This window comes from Methylobacterium goesingense (assembly GCF_022179225.1).
Taxonomy (GTDB): Bacteria; Pseudomonadota; Alphaproteobacteria; order Rhizobiales; family Beijerinckiaceae; genus Methylobacterium; species Methylobacterium goesingense.
The window spans coordinates 1-17,828 of sequence record NZ_BPQL01000015.1 but is presented as its reverse complement, the minus strand read 5'-3'; the positions used below and the strand labels follow the sequence as shown (position 1 = coordinate 17,828).

Here is a 17,828-nt window from a genome sequence, read left to right as displayed (position 1 = left end):
AGGGGGCAGGGCGGGCGGAGATCAGGGCGAGAGGGGTTCAGGGCGCGTCCACCCGGCGCAGCACGAAGGTGGTGCCGATCTCGGGGTCGCGGCGCCAGCGCCCGTCCCCCGTGGGCACCAGGGAGACCATGTGCCCGCGCCGGGCGACGAGGGTGAGGCGCCCCTTGTCGAAGCGCCAGGAAACGGGATCGAACACCGCCAGCCCGCTGTCGCGGCAGGCATCCAGGATGCGCACCGGCGCCGGCGCCGGGGCCGCCGTCAATTCGATGCGGCAGACATCCTGCTCGCGGTAGCGGTCCAGGGCGTAAATGCCCGGCGCTGGCCCGTCGCCGGACGGGGCGGGCTCCCCGCGCGCGGCCGGGCCGACCCGCGTGTCCGGGGCGGCGCTGCCGGCCCCCGGGCTGGTGGGGACCGCGTCCGAGGGCGGCATCATGGCCACGATCTGGAGCGGCACGAGGCTGTAGCTCTCGCCGGCCTCGCCCGGCGCGCCGAGGCTGCGGGAATCCGCCCGGCGCGTGAAGGGCAGCACGGGCCGTACGTCCTTGTCGACGAGGCGGATGTTGCCGTCCGCGAACAGCCAGCCGGCGACGCGGTTCAGGATCGGCAGTGCCCGCCGGCACCCGGCGGGAAAGGAGAGGCGCCGGCCCGCCGGCCCGCTCTCGCCCGATAGGGTCATGACGCAGCGCCGGGTGCCGCCGTCCTGCGAGAGGTCCCAGGTGCCCGGCACCCCGGCGATATCGCGCGGCAGGCTCTCGACGAAGGCTGGCGCGGGAGCGGCCGGCATCGCCTCCTGGCCGGAGGCGGGGGCGGCCAGCTGCGCCGCGCCGAGGGCGAGGCACGCCCCGCCGAGGCCAGAAAGAGCGCGCGTCCGGATCGTGAAGGCCCGGGTCATGCGCGCTCGGATCCCACCGCCGTCCAGGGCGTCTCCGGCACCGGCGTCAGCGGTCCACGGCCGTCGAACCAGGCGATCAGGTTGTCGACCACGAGCCGGCCCATGGCCGCGCGGGTGTGGACGGAGGCCGAGCCCACATGGGGCAGCAGCACCACGTGGTCCATGGCGACGAGTTCGGGCGGCACGTGCGGCTCGCGGGCGAACACGTCGAGCCCGGCCCCCAGGATGGTCCCGGCCTGGAGCGCGGCGATCAGCGCCGCCTCGTCGATGACGCTGCCCCGCGCCACGTTCACGACGAGACCCTGCGGCCCGAGGGCCTCCAGCACGGCCGCGTCCACGAGGCCGTTCGTCTCCGGCCCGCCCGGCGCCACCACGAGGAGCACATCGACGGCTTGCGCCATCTCCAGCAGGGACGGGTGGTAGGCGTAGGGCACGTCGGCCTGCGGGCGCCGGCCGTGATACGCGATGGCGACGCCGAAGCCCTCCAGGCGCCGCGCGATGGCCCGCCCGATCCGCCCGAGGCCGAGGATGCCGACGGTGCGCCCACGCAGAGTGGGGGTCAGCGGGTAGGTCTGGCGCGGCCAGTGCCCGGCGCGCAGGTAGCGATCGGCCTGGGGGATCTGGCGCACGGTCGCCAGCAGCAGGCCGAGGGCGAGGTCGGCGACCTCGTCGGTGAGCACGTCGGGGGTGTTGGTGACGACGACACCCTGCGCGGCGGCCGCCGCCGTGTCGATGGTGTCGTAGCCGACACCGAGGCTCGCCACGATCTCGAGATTCGGTAGCCGCGCGAGCAGGGCCCGATCCACCGGCGCCTGGGCACCCGTGGCGAGGCCGCGCAGGCGTGGGCCGACCGTGCGGAGGAACGCCTCCGGGTCCGGCGTCGTGTCGAGGCGGTGCAGGGTGAAGTGCCGCTCCACCTCGGCCATCACGTCGGGATGCATCGCCTTGAGCATCAGGATGTCGACGGGCGGCGGAATGTCGACGGCGGGCATGGGGCGGGTCTCGGCGGAGGTTTGGGCCGGCGCGGCGCCGGCCCCGGCAGCTTTAATCTGCGCCCTTGAACCGGTCCAGTGAGGGGATTTTTTAGGCGCATGCGGCGCTCTCCGGGCTGCCCCCCCGCCGCGCGCAACCGGGCCCCCACTTTCGCGCTGCGCCTTGGAACACTACTAAGGGAGAGCGAAACCTCGTTTCCCGACGAACAACCAGAACAGCCACGCCATGACCGCGCCGCGCACCCTCTACGACAAGATCTGGGACGACCACGTCGTCGATGTCGAGCCCGACGGCTCCACGCTCCTCTACATCGACCGTCACCTCGTCCACGAGGTCACCAGCCCGCAGGCCTTCGAGGGCCTGCGCGTGGCCGGGCGCCGGGTGCGCCACCCCGAGAAGACCCTCGCGGTGGTCGATCACAACGTACAGACCTCCGACCGCCGCTTCGGCATCGAGGACCCGGAAAGCCGCATCCAGCTCGAGGCGCTGGCCGAGAACGTGCGCGAATTCGGCATCGAGTTCTACGACGCCCTCGACCGGCGCCAGGGCATCGTCCACGTGATCGGGCCGGAGCAGGGCTTCACCCTGCCGGGCCAGACCATCGTCTGCGGCGACAGCCACACCTCGACCCACGGCGCCTTCGGAGCGCTCGCCCACGGCATCGGCACCTCGGAGGTGGAGCACGTGCTCGCCACCCAGACGCTGCTGCAGAAGAAGGCGAAGAACATGCGCGTCAGCGTCGACGGCACCCTGCCGCCGGGCGTGACGGCCAAGGACATCATCCTGGCGATCATCGGCGAGATCGGCACCGCCGGCGGCACCGGCTACGTCATCGAGTATGCCGGTGCGGCCATCCGCGCCCTCTCGATGGAGGGCCGGATGACGATCTGCAACATGTCGATCGAGGGCGGCGCCCGCGCAGGCCTGGTGGCACCGGACGCCACCACCTACGCCTATGTCGAGGGCCGTCCGAAGGCCCCGAAGGGCGAGGCCTTCGCCCGCGCCCGGGCCTACTGGGAGAGCCTCGTCACCGACGAAGGTGCCCATTTCGACCGCGAGGTTCGCCTGGACGCCGCCAACCTGCCGCCGATCGTCAGCTGGGGCACCAGCCCCGAGGACGTGGTCTCGATCTCCGGCGCGGTGCCCGACCCGTCGCGGATCGCGGACGAGAACAAGCGCCAGTCGAAGGAGAAGGCCCTGGACTACATGGGCCTGACGCCGGGCACCAAGATCACCGACATCACCCTCGACCGGGTGTTCATCGGCTCTTGCACCAACGGCCGCATCGAGGATCTGCGGGCGGTGGCCAAGATGGTGGAGGGCCGCAAGGTCCACGCCAACGTCTCTGCCATGGTTGTGCCGGGCTCCGGCCTCGTGAAGCAGCAGGCCGAGGCCGAAGGCCTCGACCTGATCCTCAAGGCGGCAGGGTTCGACTGGCGCGAGCCAGGCTGCTCCATGTGCCTCGGCATGAACGCGGATCGTCTCAGCCCGAACGAGCGCTGCGCCTCGACCTCGAACCGCAACTTCGAGGGCCGCCAGGGCCACCGTGGCCGCACCCACCTCGTCTCCCCCGCCATGGCGGCGGCGGCCGCCGTGGCGGGCCGCTTCGTCGACATCCGCGAGTGGCGCAGCGAGGCCTGAGCCACAATCGGCGCGCCGGCCGAAAAATCCCTTCTTGAGCGGATTGACGGCCGGCCCCACCCCGCCTAAACGAAATCCGCGTCGGCGCCGCACAGCGGCCCCGGCGAGCCCAGGTGGCGGAATTGGTAGACGCGCTGGTTTCAGGTACCAGTCTTGCAAGAGGTGAAGGTTCGAGTCCTTTCCTGGGCACCACTTGATTTCTAACCTTCGGAAATCAAATCGCTTTGAGGGTTTTCATCCCGCACTCGGGTCTCCGGTGCGGGATTTTTCTTGGCCTCATGCGCCGTGGTTCGCGTTCTTCTTTCGGCCGGCTTCCTGAGCGTCCGCCGTCACGGGGCGCTCGAGCCCGATTAGGCCGGCGCCTTCGGACAGATCCAAACGCTCCGGCATCGCGCGGTTCCTGACGTCCAACGGCGTGCGCTTCGGTGGCACGGGTGGCCCGCGGCCCCAGCCATTTGCATCTGCATCTGCATTTTACTGCGCAACCGTCGAACCTCCGGCAGCATTATGCAGAGGCGCCCCATCGTTCCGAGCGGGGCAAACGGAGTGAGACAGATGAGTGCTGGCTATCCACTTCTATTCCTGGCGTTGGGAACGCTGGGAGGCATCGGCTTCCTTGCCTTGGGGGCTCGTAAGCAGGTCGCCGACCTGAAGAACGACCCGCGGCGTTCCAACATCATCAAGGATCACGGCGGCACCCCGAGGCCGAACATGCCGGGGACCGAGCACTGAAGGCGTCGTCGGGTGCGTGTGAACGCCGCCCGATCCCGGACCGGCGCGGTTCCGGAGCATGACGGAACCGCCGCCTTCGCCGATCGTTGGTGGGTAGATTGGAACCGCTCTAATTCAAGGTGCGAGGCGGATCCGACTGCCGACGCGACACCAGGAGTATCCCATGACCGGTCATGCGCATTGTGAGAGCTGCAAGTTCTTCGACGAGCACAAGGTGAACGGCGCTCAGGCGTCCGGAGAGCAGGGCCTGTGCCGTTACAACCCGCCGGTGACCCAGCCTGCGCCTGAGTCGAAGGGCCTGTGGCCGGTGGTGGCTACCAGCGATTGGTGCGGTCACTTCACGCCCGACATGACCGCCGCCGAGTAAACAGACCGTTTTTTGCACCATCGGGATCTGGAGCCAGGCTCATGGCTGGCCCTTCCCGCTATGCCAGTCTGGCTCGCCGGGCGAATTCACCGGCGAAGCCATCGTCGGTCTGAGATTTTATCGGTTCAGAAGACAATCCTGGACCCTCGAAGCCCGAATGCTTCGTTAGTCGTTGCACTGGTCATCTTATAGGGCTGGACCCGTGCCAATGCCTGTCGCGTCGTCTTCGGCGCAGAAGGAAGGCACTCCGCACTGGAGCGCGACGGCGAATCCCTGCGCTCTCCACCGAACGGAGATCGCCGTGGCGTCCGACGCCCGCGGGCGAGCATCAATCCGGTTCCAGCCCGTACTCCGCCAGGAGCGCCGCCCGCTTGCCGCGAAGTTCGAGTGCCCGAATGGCGTGTTTGCGCCCGGTGGCCAGGAGCGCGTCCGCCATTCCGCTCCGCGATCCCGGCGTCAGGTGCGCGCGTTCGGCGAGATCCGTCGCGGCCGCTTCCTCCAACGCGATGCTTCTTTGAAGGGTGTCGAGCACGGCCTGCACCATGGGAATGAGTTGCGAGTAGCCGGCGCTGTTCCTCATCCGCGGGGCCTTTCCTGCTGTGCCCATACGAGTTCTTGGGGACACCATACCATTCCGACCGCGGCGTTCATCCCCCGTGACGTGCGACAGGGTCGCGTGTGGTCCGTTGGTGCGACGCGCAGTCCCGGCCAGCGCGCGCTCCGCTGCCTACGGACAGGAACACGCGGCGTCCGCCCTCGGTTGGTCCCTCAATCTCACCGATGAGGATCACCCCATGAAGACCACGCTCGCCTGCGCCGCCAGCCTCGCCCTCGGGCTGCTCGCCACCGTCACGACCGCCGAGGCCAAGGGCTGCATCAAGGGCGCCATCGTCGGCGGGGTTGCCGGCAAGATGGCCGGGCACGGCAAGATGGGCGCCGCCGCCGGATGCGCGGTCGGCCACAGCCGGGCCAACAAGAAGGACGCGCAGTCCCAGGGTGGCGGGCAGCCCCAGGGCCAGTAAGGGCCAGTGAGAGAGACCCGAAAAACCGTTCGTCCGCGTTAGCGGCGGCGGCGGGCATAGGCGAGCGCCGCGACCGCGCTCGCCAGTACCGCGCCCGCTATCCAGGGGGTGATTCCGGGCCTGCTTTGCCCGAGGGGCCGTTCCGCGCTGGCCTCCTGCCCGAGGAGCCAGGCCAGGGCGCGGCGCAGTTCGCTAGTGGCGTCGCGGGCAAACCATTGGCCGTGCGCGAAGACGACCCGGTCGGGCGCCAAATCGACCAGCCGCTGCGCGGCCCGTGCGGCCTCGGCCCGGTTCAAACTCAGGAGCAGCCGAAGGTAGAGCGGCGCCCGTCCGTCCGGCGCGACGATCCCCAGAAGGCGCGCCAAGGCGCGCGGGCCGGGCGGTAGCAGGTCGGCCTCCAGGTTCACGACGAGGTCGGTCAGCACCAGCGTACCGCTGGGTCGGTGGAAGAGGCAGACTTCCCGGAACACCGGGCCCGCCACCAGCACCGTATCGATTGCGCCGGCCCAGGCGCGCGGTGGCGTGTTGCCGAGTTCCCCGTCGATCCGGATACCCGCGCGCCGCACTGGCCTCCGATCCTCCAGCCCCGGCACCGCCCAGGTGATCGCGTTCGGGCAGGCGGCCTGCCAGCCCGCCAGGAACATCCAGTGGCCGATGCTCGGGGCGACGAGGTGGCCGATACGGCCGAGCGCTTCGAGGGCCCGCTGCAGGCCCGGATGGTGCGGAACCGGCGAGTGCAGGAGCAGGTCGCCGCTCGCCAGTCGCAGCACCGTCATGCGGATCGGCAGCGGCAGACCGCCCGCCTCGATCGGGGCGGCGTCGACAATCCAGACGTCCTCGGCCACCGGCTTCGGGGTGTTCAGGGGCGGGTAGCTGATGTCGTGCGTCACGCCGTGCCGTCTCCTGTCCGCGTCTTCGTGCCGACGGGAACGCCGCCGGGGGGCCACGGGTCCCGCGGGGACGCGGGATGCCCCCGGCCGCCGCCGGCCCCGGACCGAACATCCGGCGCCGACGCGGGGTTGAGTCTTGCGTATCGGCAAGGAAGGAGAACGTCATGCGCATCACGACGATTCTCGCGGCGACCACCCTCGCGCTCGCGGCCATCGGGGGATCGAGCCAGTCCGCGCGCCCATGAGGACTGCGATCCCCTGATGCGCTCCGGCCCAAGCCCCGAGCCGGGATCCCGTACCCCTAGCCGGGCTTCGGCAATCTGGTATACCAGTGGGAGACGAGGCCTCGGGAGCGCCCCATGACCATCTTGTTCAGCCACGAGGCCGCCCGCGCGCATCGCACGCCGCACGGGCATCCGGAGCGGCCCGAGCGCATGCAGGCGGTCCAGGATGCCCTGGCCCCGGAGGCCTTCGCGTCCCTCGACCGGCGTTCGCCCGAGCCCGCGAGCCTGGAGACCGTGGCCCTCGCGCATCCCGAGGAATGGGTGCTGGCGATGGTGAAGGCGGCCCCGTCCGAGGGGCTGGTTCACGTGGATTCCGACACCGTGCTGTCGCCCGGCACCATCGATTGCGTGCTGCGCGGGGTCGGCGCCGCCGTGGCGGGGGTAGATGCCGTGATGGCCCGCGAGGCTCGCAACGCCTTCTCGGCCATGCGCCCGCCGGGTCACCATGCCGAGCGCACCCGCGCCATGGGCTTCTGCCTGTTCAACAACGCCGCCATCGCGGCCCGGCACGCGCGGATGGTCCACGGGGCCGAGCGCGTCGCCATCGTCGACTGGGACGTGCACCACGGCAACGGCAGCCAGGACATCTTCTGGGACGACCCGTCGGTGCTGTTCTGCTCGACCCACCAGATGCCGCTCTATCCGGGCACCGGCGCGGTCTCGGAGGCGGGCGAGCACGACACCATCGTCAACGCGCCTCTCAAGCCCGGCGCCGACGGCGAGCGCTTTCGCGAAGCGTTCGAGGCCCGCGTCCTGCCCCGCCTCCGGGATTTCCGGCCCGACCTCATCGTCATCTCGGCCGGCTTCGACGCGCATTGGCGCGACCCCCTGGCCAATCTGATGCTGGAGGCCGAGGATTTCGCCTGGGCGACCCGGCAGGTCATGGCAATCGCCGAGCAGGCTTGCGACGGGCGCATCGTCTCGGTGCTGGAGGGTGGCTACGACCTCCGGGGCCTGGCCGAGTCCACCGCCGCGCACGTGGCGGCCCTGATGGAAGCGTGACGGCCCGGAAAGCCGCGCCGGTCGGGCTTTCCCCGGCTCGTCCCTGACCCACCTATGTGCCGATGCTGAACGATCGCCGCCTCGCGCGCCTGACCGCCCGTGCCCTCCAGACCTCGCAAGGGCGACCCGGTCAGGACAGGCCGGGCATCGCCAAGATCGTGAGCTGGAACCTGCTGCGGCGGGTCGGGGCCAACGTCGCCGGCATCGCCGCGCTGATCGAGCGCGAGCGGCCCGATCTCGTCCTGATGCAGGAGGCCACCCGGGACATCGAGGCGCTCACCGCTAAGGTCGGGGGCCACTACGCCTGGGCGCAGATGCCGGGGCGCATCCACGGCCTCGCGGTCTGGAGCCCGACGCCCTTCGCCGTCCCTCCGAAGGCGATCGCGCTGCCGGCCGGCACCTTGTTCGACAGGGTCGCCCAAGTGATCGATCTCGGCGCGTTCGGTGTGGCCAACGTGCATCTCTCGCACGGGCAGGTGCTCAACCGGCGGCAACTGCGCTGCATCGAGCAGAGCCTGCCGGAGCGCGCCGCCGTAATCGGCGACTACAACCTCGTCGGGCCGCCCCTGCTGCCCGGCTTCCACGATGTCGGTCCGCGCCTGCCCACCCACGCGATGGCGCGGGTGGTGCCCCTGCGGCTCGACCGCTGCCTCGTGCGGGGCCTGATCTGCCACGGGCGCAGCGTGCTGCCGCGCGGGGCGTCCGACCACCGGCCGATCATCGTCCACCTCGCCCCGACCCAGGAGGCCGTCCAGCGCAAGGCGTCCGGCCGGATGGCGGAGGACGAGTCTACAGGTATGGCAGCAGTAATCGGACGCCTGCGTCGCGCAGCCGGACGGGGAGCCCGCGCTGCGCTAGCGCCTCGCGGGTGAGGCGCAGGGTCATCTTCTCCCGCATGAAGGCATCGAGGCGCCCGGCCAGCGCGGTATCGTAGACCTCGACATTGAGCTCGAAGTTCAGGCGGAAGCTGCGCGTGTCCCAGTTGGCGCTGCCGATGAAGCACCAGGCATCGTCGACCACGAGGAGCTTGGCGTGGTCGAAGGGCGGGTCGTCGAGCCAGATCCGTACGTCGCTGGCCAGCAGCGGGTCCACGTGCGCCCGCGTCGCCCAGTCCACCACGGCGTGGTCGCTCGCCATCGGGATGATGACGTCGACGGTGATCCCCCGCAGGGCGGCGAGCGAGAGCGCGCTCACCAGCACCTCGCTCGGCAGGAAGTAGGGCGTCATCAGGCGGATGCTGTGCTCCGCGCAGGAGATCGCCTCCAGCACCACGAGCTCGATCTTGCGCAGGTCCGCGTCCGGTCCGGAGGTGACCACGCGCGCCTGCGTCTCGCCCTGCGGTTCGAGGGCCGGAAACCAGTCCGGTCCCTCGATCTCCTCGTCCATCACGAAGGCCCAGTCGCTGGCGAAGGCCGCCGTGAGCTGGGCCACCACCGGCCCCCGGATCCGGAAATGCACGTCGCGCACGGGCTCGGGCGGGTTCAGGGCCACCCGGTTCTCGTCCGCGATGTTGATGCCGCCGGTGAAAGCCAGCGTCCCGTCGACGATGAGCAGCTTCTTGTGGGTGCGCAGATTCAGGAACGGCATCCGCCAAGGCAGGACGGTGTGCATGAAACGGCCTGAGGGCAGGCCCCTGCGGCGCAGGCCCTGGTAGATCGCGTCGATGAAATAGCCGCTGCCGACGCCGTCCACGAGGACGCGCACCGCGACGCCCCTCTCCTGCGCCGCCTGCAGGGCGTCGAGGAAATCGCGCCCGATCCCGTCCTTGCGGAAGATGTAGCTCGACAGGGCGACGGAGCGGGTCGCGCCCGCGATCGCCTCCAGCATCGCCGGATAGACCGCGTCGCCATTGCGCAGGGTCTCGATGCGGTTGCCGGCCTGCAGGGGCAGGGTGGTGATGCGCCGGACCGCATGGTCGAGGGGCCGGAAGCGCGCCGGCAGGGCGGGGCCGGCGGGGGCCCGGTCCCCGTCCGCCGGGTTCGGCTGGGACGGCTTGATGCGCAGCTTCTGCGCCCGGCGCGTGACCCGGTTGACGCCGAAGAAGGCGTAGAGCGCGCTCCCGAACAGGGGTGAGAGCCAGACGAGGCCGATCCAGCCGATCGCCGCCCCGACTTCGCGCTTGCGCAGCAGGATATGGATCGTCAGGAGCCCGGACAGCGCGGCTCCGATGAGCCACAGGATCTCGGTCCGGACCGACGCCTGCCCGCCGAGCCATGTCAGCAATGCCTGTTCCAACGCCGTGTCCGATCCCGCAATGTCGCCGGGGGATACGTCAATGCAGGCTGGAGCGCCAATGCGGATCGGCAACGCGAAAAGGGCCGCGGCGGCCGGAGGCTAAGGTGCGCGTACATCCGGCGTCACCTGGCATCCGGGCACCGTGGCCCCGTCCGGTCCGCCTTCGCGGTCCGGCCTGATCCGACCTTGCGGCATCAGGGTTAACGAACCCTCAATACCGGTCCGGAATCCTCAGTTCGTGCGGCGCGAGAGCGAGATCGCGTAGGCCGGCGAGCGGATCGCGAACATCGGGTCGTCGGTCGGGCCCGCGACCCCGGCGGGCAGGTCGACGACGGGATCGAAGGTGGCGCCGTCGCAGGTGGCGGCAGGCTCAAGAGCGGTGATCGCCAGGGTGCCGAGCTTGACCGACTTGCGGCTCTCCTCGGGCCACTGCACCGTCGGATCGTTGGTCGGGTCGCCGGTTTCCCCGAGGATAGCCACGAGGTCGAAGCGCGCCGGTCCCTGCGCGAGGCGCTCCTTCAGCTCGTCGGCGTAGAAGGCGTCCGGCTTGGCCTTGGCCTCGTCGTCGCTGAGGCCGAGTTGGCCCGCTGCCGCCACGGTCTTCAGCTTGGCCACCGTCGCGGTGCCCTTGGCGTCGGTGAGCGTGTAGGCGTGCACGCCCCAGTAATCGACCCCCGCGTAGCTCGCCGGCACGGGCCGCGCGTTGAGCCAGGCCGCCTGCCGGGTCGTCTCGGGGTTGGCCGCCCCGAACGCCTTGATCTTCTCCGCGTCCGGCTTCCCGTCCGGGCCGGGGGCGCGCACGGTGGCGAAGTCGAGGAGCTGCTGCGGGGTCTTCGTGCCGAAGACTGGCGCGGAGATGAACACGAACACCATGTCGCCCGAGGGGTCCGCGATGCGCATGGAGAAGCCGCGCGTCACCGGCTTGGCCTTGTCGGAGACCTTCGGGTTGCTGCCGCCCATGGAGAACCGGGCCGTCATCGGCAGGGGCTTCTCCGCGTTGGCCTTGGCGAAGTGGGGTGCCTTGGACAGGCCGGGCGCCTCGGCGGAGGGGGTGAAGGTGCCCTTCACGCAGACGCCCTTGGCGCCGCTGCCGCGCACGTTCGGCTGGTTGCCGCCGGCCTTGAACAGGGCGTCCACGATGGCCTGGGTGTCGACCTCCTGCGCGGATGCCGTCCCCATCGCGACAAGGATCAGGGACGCGGCGCAGAGCAGGGGCGGGCGGATCGACATCATGGAAAAACCTTTCGAGGCGGGAGGCGGTGGCGGCTGTCGGCACTCACCTTCTCGAAATAGTTTTATAGAAGATTCCCCTGGTATTGAAGAGGTCGGCTAAGATCTGGCGAACCTTGCGGTATCACAAATGATGGAGGCCCATGTCAGCGTCACCCGAAGGGCCGATCCGATTCTGAGATGGGCAAGCTTCCACCTTCAATCTGCTGATTCGCTCGGTATCAATGCGCATTGCGCATGATGACGTGCCGGCTGTCGACTTCAGGCGGTGTTGCTCGCATATCCGCTGGTGATGAGCATTTCCAGCTTCCATACTTTTAAGTAAGACGTTGGGTCGATCAGGTCGGACCTGCGTTGGTAAGGCTTGTTCGCTCTATTTGTGAGGGGACCCGTTGCTATGTTGCTGTACATTTCGAAATGCAGCATGCTCATGTTGAGCCCTTTGAGTTTTCCGATGTAGCCAATCAAGTCGCCCGCCTTCACTTCCGAATTGATGCGAATTCCGCTCGGGAGGGAATTCTTCACCTCCCCATAGCGAACGATAAAATCGTCATGATCGACCGTGATATACGATGTCTCCAAATAAAACGACGCAAATTGAGTGATTATACCATCGGCTACTGCATAGACGGGTGTGTTTACTGGAGCATAGAGATCGCAGCCTGCATGTTTTCGTTTGCCGCCATCTCGGTTGGCGCCAAAGCGCCGCATTCCTTCAGCGAAATCCTCTTTCGGTATAAAGGAAAGCGGGAAAACCATTTCGCAGATATCCGTCTTCGTGTTGGACCTTGCGCTATCAATTTTTGTGGTCGCTTAGCGTTATTGTCAATTGTTTTTTATCGATTTGTTCCGCTCTCAGCGTGATTTCTACTCCCGAAAATGGTGTGATTGCGCCCTCAGTTTCGGACTGCCCGCCCCAAGCCATGATAGCGCCGCCCGATATTTTTGTTGTCGTGTTCGGCGGTCCATACTGCTTGAGGACACTGGTCAGCGTATAAGCGTCAAAGCTCGTGCCTTGATAGGTCAGCGATATAGTCTTCGCGACAGGCCTCGCCGTCGCGTCGAATTCAACCTGTAGCGCGCGGTCGTCTTCGAACCAGACGTAGACGACCCGTGGGACGCTTAGGCTGGAGGCCGGTGGGGAGGCCTTGCGCAACCGTTCCTGCCGCTTGCTGATGCCGCCGGTCCTGTCGAGAACCGCTCGGATTTCGGATGGCGACATTCCAACCCTCAGACCAAGGATTTCCCATCGGTCGTTGGCCTCGGCTATTTGGGAGACCGCGAGCCCCAGGCAGAAGATGAGAAGCTGAAGGATCCGCGCGCGTGCGCGCCGACACGAAATAAGGAGCACCGATCGTCCCACGTTGTCTCGACTGTCCGCGTGAAGAGAACACGGCGCGTGTGCCGCGTCACGCTCGACGGGGCGAGTTTTGTTCGGAACGTGTAGGATCGCAGCACAATCACGCGAAAGGGTACGAGTGAGGTGCTCCCACCCCCTCGTACCCTTTCGATGTGCCGTAGATCTTCGAAGAGACGGAGCCGGCGTATTGCGGCTGTCTTCCCCGAGGGTCGGTCCTACTCGGCGGCCTGGAGCGCCGGAAGCTCCGAATCCAGGGGCATCGGGTTGCCGCCGAGGGCCGCCGCGAGCTTGACGTCGTCGACCTCGCCTTCCCAGCGGGCGACCACGATGCAGGCCACCGCGTTGCCGATGAAGTTGGTGAGCGCGCGGCACTCGGACATGAAGCGGTCCACGCCCAGGATCAGCGCCATGCCGACGACCGGCACCGAGGGGACCACCGCCAGCGTCGCCGCCAGGGTGATGAAGCCTGAGCCGGTGACGCCGGCCGCACCCTTCGAGGAGAGCATCGCCACGAGGAGGAGGAGGCCCTGCTCGCCGTAGGTCAGCGGGGTGTCCGTGGCCTGGGCGATGAAGAGCGCCGCCATCGTCATGTAGATGTTGGTGCCGTCGAGGTTGAACGAGTAGCCGGTGGGGACCACGAGGCCGACCACGGGCTTGGAGCAGCCGGCGCGTTCCATCTTCTCGAGGAGCGAGGGCAGGGCCGACTCGGAAGAGGAGGTGCCGAGCACGAGGAGCAGCTCTTCCTTGATGTAGCGGATGAGCTTGATGATCGAGAAGCCGTTGTAGCGGGCGACGAGACCAAGCACGCCGAGCACGAAGATGGCGGAGGTCAGGTAGAAGGCGCCGACGAGGTAGGCGAGGTTGGCGAGCGAGGCGATGCCGTACTTGCCGATGGTGAAGGCCATGGCGCCGAAGGCGCCGAGAGGGGCGACCTTCATGATGATGTTGACGACGCCGAAGATGGCTTCTGACAGCACCTTGATGATGTCGAGGACCGGCTTGCCGCGGTCGCCCAGGAAGGCGAGGCCGAAGCCGAACAGCACCGAGAAGAACAGGACCTGAAGGATCTCTCCGCCCGAGAACGCACCCACCGCCGTGGAGGGGATGATGTTCATGAGGAAGTCGGTGATCGTCTGCGTCTTCGCCTTGTCGGCGTACATCGCGATCGACTTCGGATCGAGGGACTTCGGATCGATGTGCATGCCCGCGCCCGGCTGGACGAGGTTGGCCACGATCAGGCCGACGATCAGCGCCAGCGTCGAGAAGGTGATGAAGTAGATCAGCGCCTTGCCGCCGACGCGCCCGACCTTCTCGAGGTTCGTCATGCCGGCGATGCCGGAGACTACGGTGAGGAAGATCACCGGCGCGATGATCATCTTGACGAGCTTGATGAAGGCATCGCCGAGCGGCTTCATGTCCGCGCCGACCTGGGGATAGAAGTGGCCGAGGGTGATGCCGATCGCCACCGCGACCAGGACCTGGAAATACAGGGTCCGGTAGATCGGCTTGGGCTTCGGCGGGGCGTGCGGGGCGGTGAGGGGCAGTGGTACGGCAGCCATGTGGGCGTTCTCCCTGTGGGTGTCTCGAAGGGGCGGCGGTTCGGCGCCGGGGCATGGCCCCGTCTCCGTCCGCTCTTGGTCTTGGCGCCTCGGGGTCCGGGCCGTCCCGATCGCGCCCCAGCGGGGCGCGATGACGGGAGGTCGAGCCCTCCGGCAATCAGCCCTGCAAAGCATGCAGGGCTGCGATACCCTCTCGGAATGGCAACCGGCGTGCCAGCCCGGGAACGCGCGAAACTTTTTCTTAAATCTCTGAAAACAGGATGGTTTTTCCCGTGATGTCGGCACTCTTCCGAACGCGCCTTGCGAAATTCCGGACGTGGGGCCGGAAATCCGTCCGGGAATTCGCAGCGGGCCGGAGCGCATGAGGCCGCTGGCCCCGTCCGACGCGCTGCGCCGTGTGCGGGCGCATGCGCCCGACCGGCAGAGCCTGTTCTTCCTGGCGAGCCTCGCGGCGATCCTGCTTGCGGCCTGGGCGGCCGGACGGGTCGCCGCGCGCTGGGCCATGGAGGACCTTCAGCGCACCGCGCAGGCGGCCCTCGCCCTCCAGGTCGGGGCCCTTGGCGCCGAGATGCAGAAGCAGACCTCCCTGCCGCTGGCGCTGGCGGCCGACCCCGAGATCGCCGCGGCGGCGCAGGGCACGTCCGACGAGGGTCTCGTCGCCCGCGTGAACCGGCGCCTCGCCGAGGTGGCTAACGCCACGGGCTCGGCCGTGATCTACGTGATCCGCCCCGACGGGATCACCGTGGCGGCGAGCAACGCGGAATCCCCGGGCAGCTTCCTCGGCCGCGACTACGCGTTCCGGCCCTACTTCCGGGAAGCCATGCGGGACGGGGCGGGCTCGCAATTCGCCCTCGGCACCGTGAGCGGGCGCGCCGGCCTCTACCTGTCCCGCCGCATCGGCGCCGCCGGCGGCGTGGTGGTGGTCAAGATCGAGTTCGACGCCGTCGAGGCGGGCTGGCGCGCGGCCGAGGACGCGGTCTTCGTCACCGATGCGCGCGGCATCGTCCTCGTGGCGAGCGACCCGGCCTGGCGCTTCACCACCCTCCGGCAGATCGGCGAAGCCGAGCGCCGCCGCATCCGCGAGGCCCTGGATTTCGGCGACGCCCCCCTCGGGCCGGTGCCGCTCCATCCCGTGCCGGGCAGCGAGGAGCTGGCGCGGGCGGGCCGGGGAGCCCAGCCCGCCCGCGTGGTCCTGCGCCTCGACGCGCCGATCCCCGGTACCGGCTGGCGGCTCCACACCCTGACGCCCCTCGGCGGCACCGTGGAGCGCGAGCGGGTTCAGGCCTGGATCATCGCCGGCCTCCTCACGGGCCTCGCCTGCCTCGGCCTCGGCGCGCTGGCGGGCCGTGGCCGGCGCAACCGCGAACGCCTCGTGCGGGCCTCCGCGCAGCGGGACGCCCTGGAGGCCCGCGTGCGGGAGCGGACCCTGGAACTCACCGACGCCAACCGGCTCCTGCGCCTCGAGATCGAGGAGCGCCAGCGGGCGGAGGCCGAGCGCGAGCGCCTCGGCCGCGAACTCGCCCAGGCCGGGCGCCTCGCGGCTTTGGGCCAGTTCGCCGCCAGCATGGCCCACGAGATCAACCAGCCACTGGCCGCCATCCGCTCCTACGCCGACAACGCCGCCATCCTGGTCCGGCGCGGCCGTGCCGACGAGGCGGCGGAGAACGCCGTCGCCATCGGCCGGCTCACCGACCGCATCGGCGGGCTGACGCGCCAGCTCAAGGGCTTCGCCCGGCGCGCCTCGGCCAAGCGCGAGCCCGTGGCGCTGGCCGGGATCCTGCGCAACAGCCTGGAGCTGGTGGAGGCGCGGGCGGCCTCGGCCGGCATTCCCCTCGCAGTGGAGACCGGCGCCACCGGCTTGCACGTGCTGGGCGACGGGCCGCGCCTCGAACAGGTGGTGGTGAACCTGCTCCAGAACGCCCTCGATGCCGTGGCGGGCCGCCCCGGGGCGCGGGTCGGCCTGCGGGTGCGCGAGGCCGAACCCGGGCGCATCGCCGTGGAGGTCTATGACAACGGGCCGGGCATGCCCGAGGCGGTGCGGGCGCAGGTGTTCGATGCCTTCTTCACCACCAAGTCGGACGGGCTCGGCCTCGGACTCGCCATCGCCCGCGGAATCGTCGAGGATTGCGGCGGAAGCCTCACCGCCCTGGACGATCCGGCGGGGGGCACGATCTTCCGCGTGGATCTGGCGAAGGCCCCGGCACAAGGGGCCGCCGAGACGGGCGGACCGGCGGCTGCGCCGGTGGAGGAAGCGACGTGAGCGAGACAGGGGCAGGGCCGTCCTCGGCCGAACGGGTCGTCTTCATCGACGACGAGGCGGAGGTGTGCCGGGCCAACCGGCAGAGCCTGGAACTCGACGGCTACCGGGTGGAAACCTTCGGGGCCGCCGCGCCCGCCCTGACGGCGATCCTGGCCGATCCGCCCGGCCTCGTGATTACCGACGTACGCCTGCCCGACCTCGACGGGAACGCCCTGTTCGCGCGCCTGCGGGCCATCGACCCGGAGCTGCCCGTGATCCTGATCACCGGCCACGGCGATATCCGCATGGCGGTGGCGGCGATGCGCGACGGCGCCTACGACTTTCTGGCCAAGCCCTACCCGGCCGAGGCCCTGCTCGCCTCGGCGCGGCGCGCCCTCGACCGGCGCCGCCTCGTGCTGGAGAACCGCCGCCTGCGCGCCCGCCTCGACGCGGCTCTGGAGGAGGACCCGGCCTTCCTCGGGGTCTCTCCCGAAATCGTGCGCCTGCGCAAGCTCGTGCGCGAGGTGGCCCAGGCCGATGTCGACGTCCTCGTCTTCGGCGAGACCGGCTCGGGCAAGGAGGTGGTGGCGAGCGCCCTGCACCGCTGGGGCCGGCGGGCCAAGCGCAACTTCGTGGCGATGAATTGCGGCGCGCTGCCCGACAGCGTGGTGGAGAGCGAATTGTTCGGCCACGAGGCCGGTGCCTTCACGGGGGCCCTGAAGCGGCGCGTCGGCCGCATCGAGCACGCCCAGGGCGGCACCCTGTTCCTCGACGAGATCGAGAGCATGCCGCTCGGCCTTCAGGTGAAGATCCTGCGCGTGCTCCAGGAGCGGGTGGTGGAGCCGCTGGGCAGCAACGACATCCTGCCCATCGACATGCGCGTGGTGGCGGCCACCAAGGTGGATCTCGGCCAGGCGGCGGCGCAGGGCACCTTCCGGGACGACCTCTACCACCGGCTCAACGTGATCACGATCGCCATCCCGCCCCTTCGCGACCGGCGCGAGGACGTGATGCTGCTGTTCCAGGAATTCCTGCGCCGCGCCGCGGCGCGCTTCAAGCGCGAGGTCCCGGCGGTGAGCGCCCACGCGATGGACCACCTGCGCCGGCACGACTGGCCGGGCAACGTGCGCGAACTCGGACACTTCGCCGAACGCTACGCCCTCGGCCTCGGGCAGACGGACTTCTCGGCGCCGGAGCCCGTGGCCGCCGGGACGCTCGCCGAGCAGGTCGACCGCTTCGAGCGTGGGCTGATCCGCGAGGAACTCATCGTGGCTGCCGGGGATGTGCGACTCGCCGCCGAATCCCTCGGCACTCCGCGCAAGACCCTCTACGACAAGATCGCCCGCCACGGTCTGACGCCGACGGATTACCGCTGATCCCGG

Annotated in this window: 17 protein-coding genes and 1 tRNA gene; 9 read left to right on the top strand and 9 right to left on the bottom strand. The window is 69.3% G+C overall.

Annotated elements, in window-relative coordinates; all coding sequences use genetic code 11:
* Window positions 1-37: 37 nt before the first annotated feature.
* Both MFF30_RS02870 and MFF30_RS02865 read right to left on the bottom strand, forming a co-directional pair.
* Window positions 38-892, bottom strand: coding sequence for an AprI/Inh family metalloprotease inhibitor (locus tag MFF30_RS02870; RefSeq protein ID WP_238276313.1), 855 nt, complete (start codon window positions 890-892; stop codon window positions 38-40).
* The gene (locus tag MFF30_RS02865) at window positions 889-1,884 is read right to left on the bottom strand and encodes a 2-hydroxyacid dehydrogenase (RefSeq protein ID WP_238276311.1); all 996 of its coding nucleotides are present in this window, start codon (window positions 1,882-1,884) and stop codon (window positions 889-891) included. The genes MFF30_RS02870 and MFF30_RS02865 overlap by 4 nt, the downstream gene beginning before the upstream one ends.
* Before the next feature lie 226 nt (window positions 1,885-2,110).
* Between MFF30_RS02865 and leuC the strand changes: the two genes are divergently transcribed.
* From leuC to MFF30_RS02845, 4 genes are all read left to right on the top strand, one after another.
* Window positions 2,111-3,526, top strand: a complete 1,416-nt coding sequence (gene leuC / locus MFF30_RS02860; protein WP_238276310.1) for a 3-isopropylmalate dehydratase large subunit — start codon at window positions 2,111-2,113, stop codon at window positions 3,524-3,526.
* A 107-nt stretch (window positions 3,527-3,633) separates the two neighbouring features.
* A tRNA-Leu gene (locus tag MFF30_RS02855) sits at window positions 3,634-3,718 on the top strand.
* Window positions 3,719-4,081: 363 nt separating this feature from the next.
* On the top strand, window positions 4,082-4,258 hold the full coding sequence (locus MFF30_RS02850) for a hypothetical protein (RefSeq protein WP_238276308.1): 177 nt from the start codon (window positions 4,082-4,084) through the stop codon (window positions 4,256-4,258).
* Window positions 4,259-4,421: 163 nt separating this feature from the next.
* Entirely contained in the window at window positions 4,422-4,625 is a 204-nt protein-coding gene (locus MFF30_RS02845; protein ID WP_238276306.1) for a hypothetical protein, read from the top strand.
* Between the two features lie 328 nt (window positions 4,626-4,953).
* Here MFF30_RS02845 and MFF30_RS02840 read toward each other — a convergent pair whose 3' ends face one another.
* A complete protein-coding gene (locus MFF30_RS02840) occupies window positions 4,954-5,205 on the bottom strand; it encodes a hypothetical protein (protein WP_238276304.1) in 252 nt (83 codons plus the stop codon).
* A 214-nt stretch (window positions 5,206-5,419) separates the two neighbouring features.
* Here MFF30_RS02840 and MFF30_RS02835 point away from each other — a divergent pair, with 214 nt between their 5' ends.
* Entirely contained in the window at window positions 5,420-5,647 is a 228-nt protein-coding gene (locus MFF30_RS02835) for a hypothetical protein (protein ID WP_238276302.1), read from the top strand.
* Between the two features lie 38 nt (window positions 5,648-5,685).
* On the opposite strand, the gene MFF30_RS02830 is transcribed toward MFF30_RS02835, so the two are convergent.
* Window positions 5,686-6,537, bottom strand: a complete 852-nt coding sequence (locus tag MFF30_RS02830; protein ID WP_238276300.1) for a DUF4336 domain-containing protein — start codon at window positions 6,535-6,537, stop codon at window positions 5,686-5,688.
* Window positions 6,538-6,896: 359 nt separating this feature from the next.
* Between MFF30_RS02830 and MFF30_RS02825 the strand changes: the two genes are divergently transcribed.
* Window positions 6,897-7,823 carry a histone deacetylase family protein gene (locus MFF30_RS02825; RefSeq protein ID WP_238276298.1) on the top strand — a complete coding sequence of 309 codons (927 nt, stop codon included), beginning with the start codon at window positions 6,897-6,899 and terminating at the stop codon, window positions 7,821-7,823.
* A 62-nt stretch (window positions 7,824-7,885) separates the two neighbouring features.
* Entirely contained in the window at window positions 7,886-8,695 is an 810-nt protein-coding gene (locus MFF30_RS02820) for an endonuclease/exonuclease/phosphatase family protein (RefSeq protein WP_238276296.1), read from the top strand.
* On the opposite strand, the gene MFF30_RS02815 is transcribed toward MFF30_RS02820, so the two are convergent.
* The 5 genes from MFF30_RS02815 to MFF30_RS02795 form a co-directional block, all read right to left on the bottom strand.
* A complete protein-coding gene (locus MFF30_RS02815) occupies window positions 8,613-10,058 on the bottom strand; it encodes a phospholipase D-like domain-containing protein (RefSeq protein WP_238276294.1) in 1,446 nt (481 codons plus the stop codon). The genes MFF30_RS02820 and MFF30_RS02815 overlap by 83 nt on opposite strands.
* 231 nt (window positions 10,059-10,289) lie before the next feature.
* Complete coding sequence (locus MFF30_RS02810; protein WP_238276293.1) at window positions 10,290-11,291, bottom strand: catalase family peroxidase; 1,002 nt, start codon at window positions 11,289-11,291, stop codon at window positions 10,290-10,292.
* A 258-nt stretch (window positions 11,292-11,549) separates the two neighbouring features.
* Entirely contained in the window at window positions 11,550-12,047 is a 498-nt protein-coding gene (locus MFF30_RS02805; RefSeq protein WP_238276291.1) for a M23 family metallopeptidase, read from the bottom strand.
* 37 nt (window positions 12,048-12,084) lie between these two features.
* Complete coding sequence (locus MFF30_RS02800; protein WP_238276289.1) at window positions 12,085-12,510, bottom strand: hypothetical protein; 426 nt, start codon at window positions 12,508-12,510, stop codon at window positions 12,085-12,087.
* A 353-nt stretch (window positions 12,511-12,863) separates the two neighbouring features.
* Window positions 12,864-14,207: a dicarboxylate/amino acid:cation symporter gene (locus MFF30_RS02795; RefSeq protein WP_238276287.1), complete on the bottom strand. Its 1,344-nt coding sequence runs from the start codon at window positions 14,205-14,207 to the stop codon at window positions 12,864-12,866.
* Window positions 14,208-14,568: 361 nt separating this feature from the next.
* Between MFF30_RS02795 and MFF30_RS02790 the strand changes: the two genes are divergently transcribed.
* A complete protein-coding gene (locus MFF30_RS02790; protein ID WP_238276285.1) occupies window positions 14,569-16,467 on the top strand; it encodes a sensor histidine kinase in 1,899 nt (632 codons plus the stop codon).
* Window positions 16,464-17,822, top strand: coding sequence for a sigma-54-dependent transcriptional regulator (locus tag MFF30_RS02785; protein WP_238276283.1), 1,359 nt, complete (start codon window positions 16,464-16,466; stop codon window positions 17,820-17,822). Before MFF30_RS02790 ends, MFF30_RS02785 begins: the two co-directional genes overlap by 4 nt.
* The last annotated feature ends 6 nt before the right edge of the window (window positions 17,823-17,828 follow it).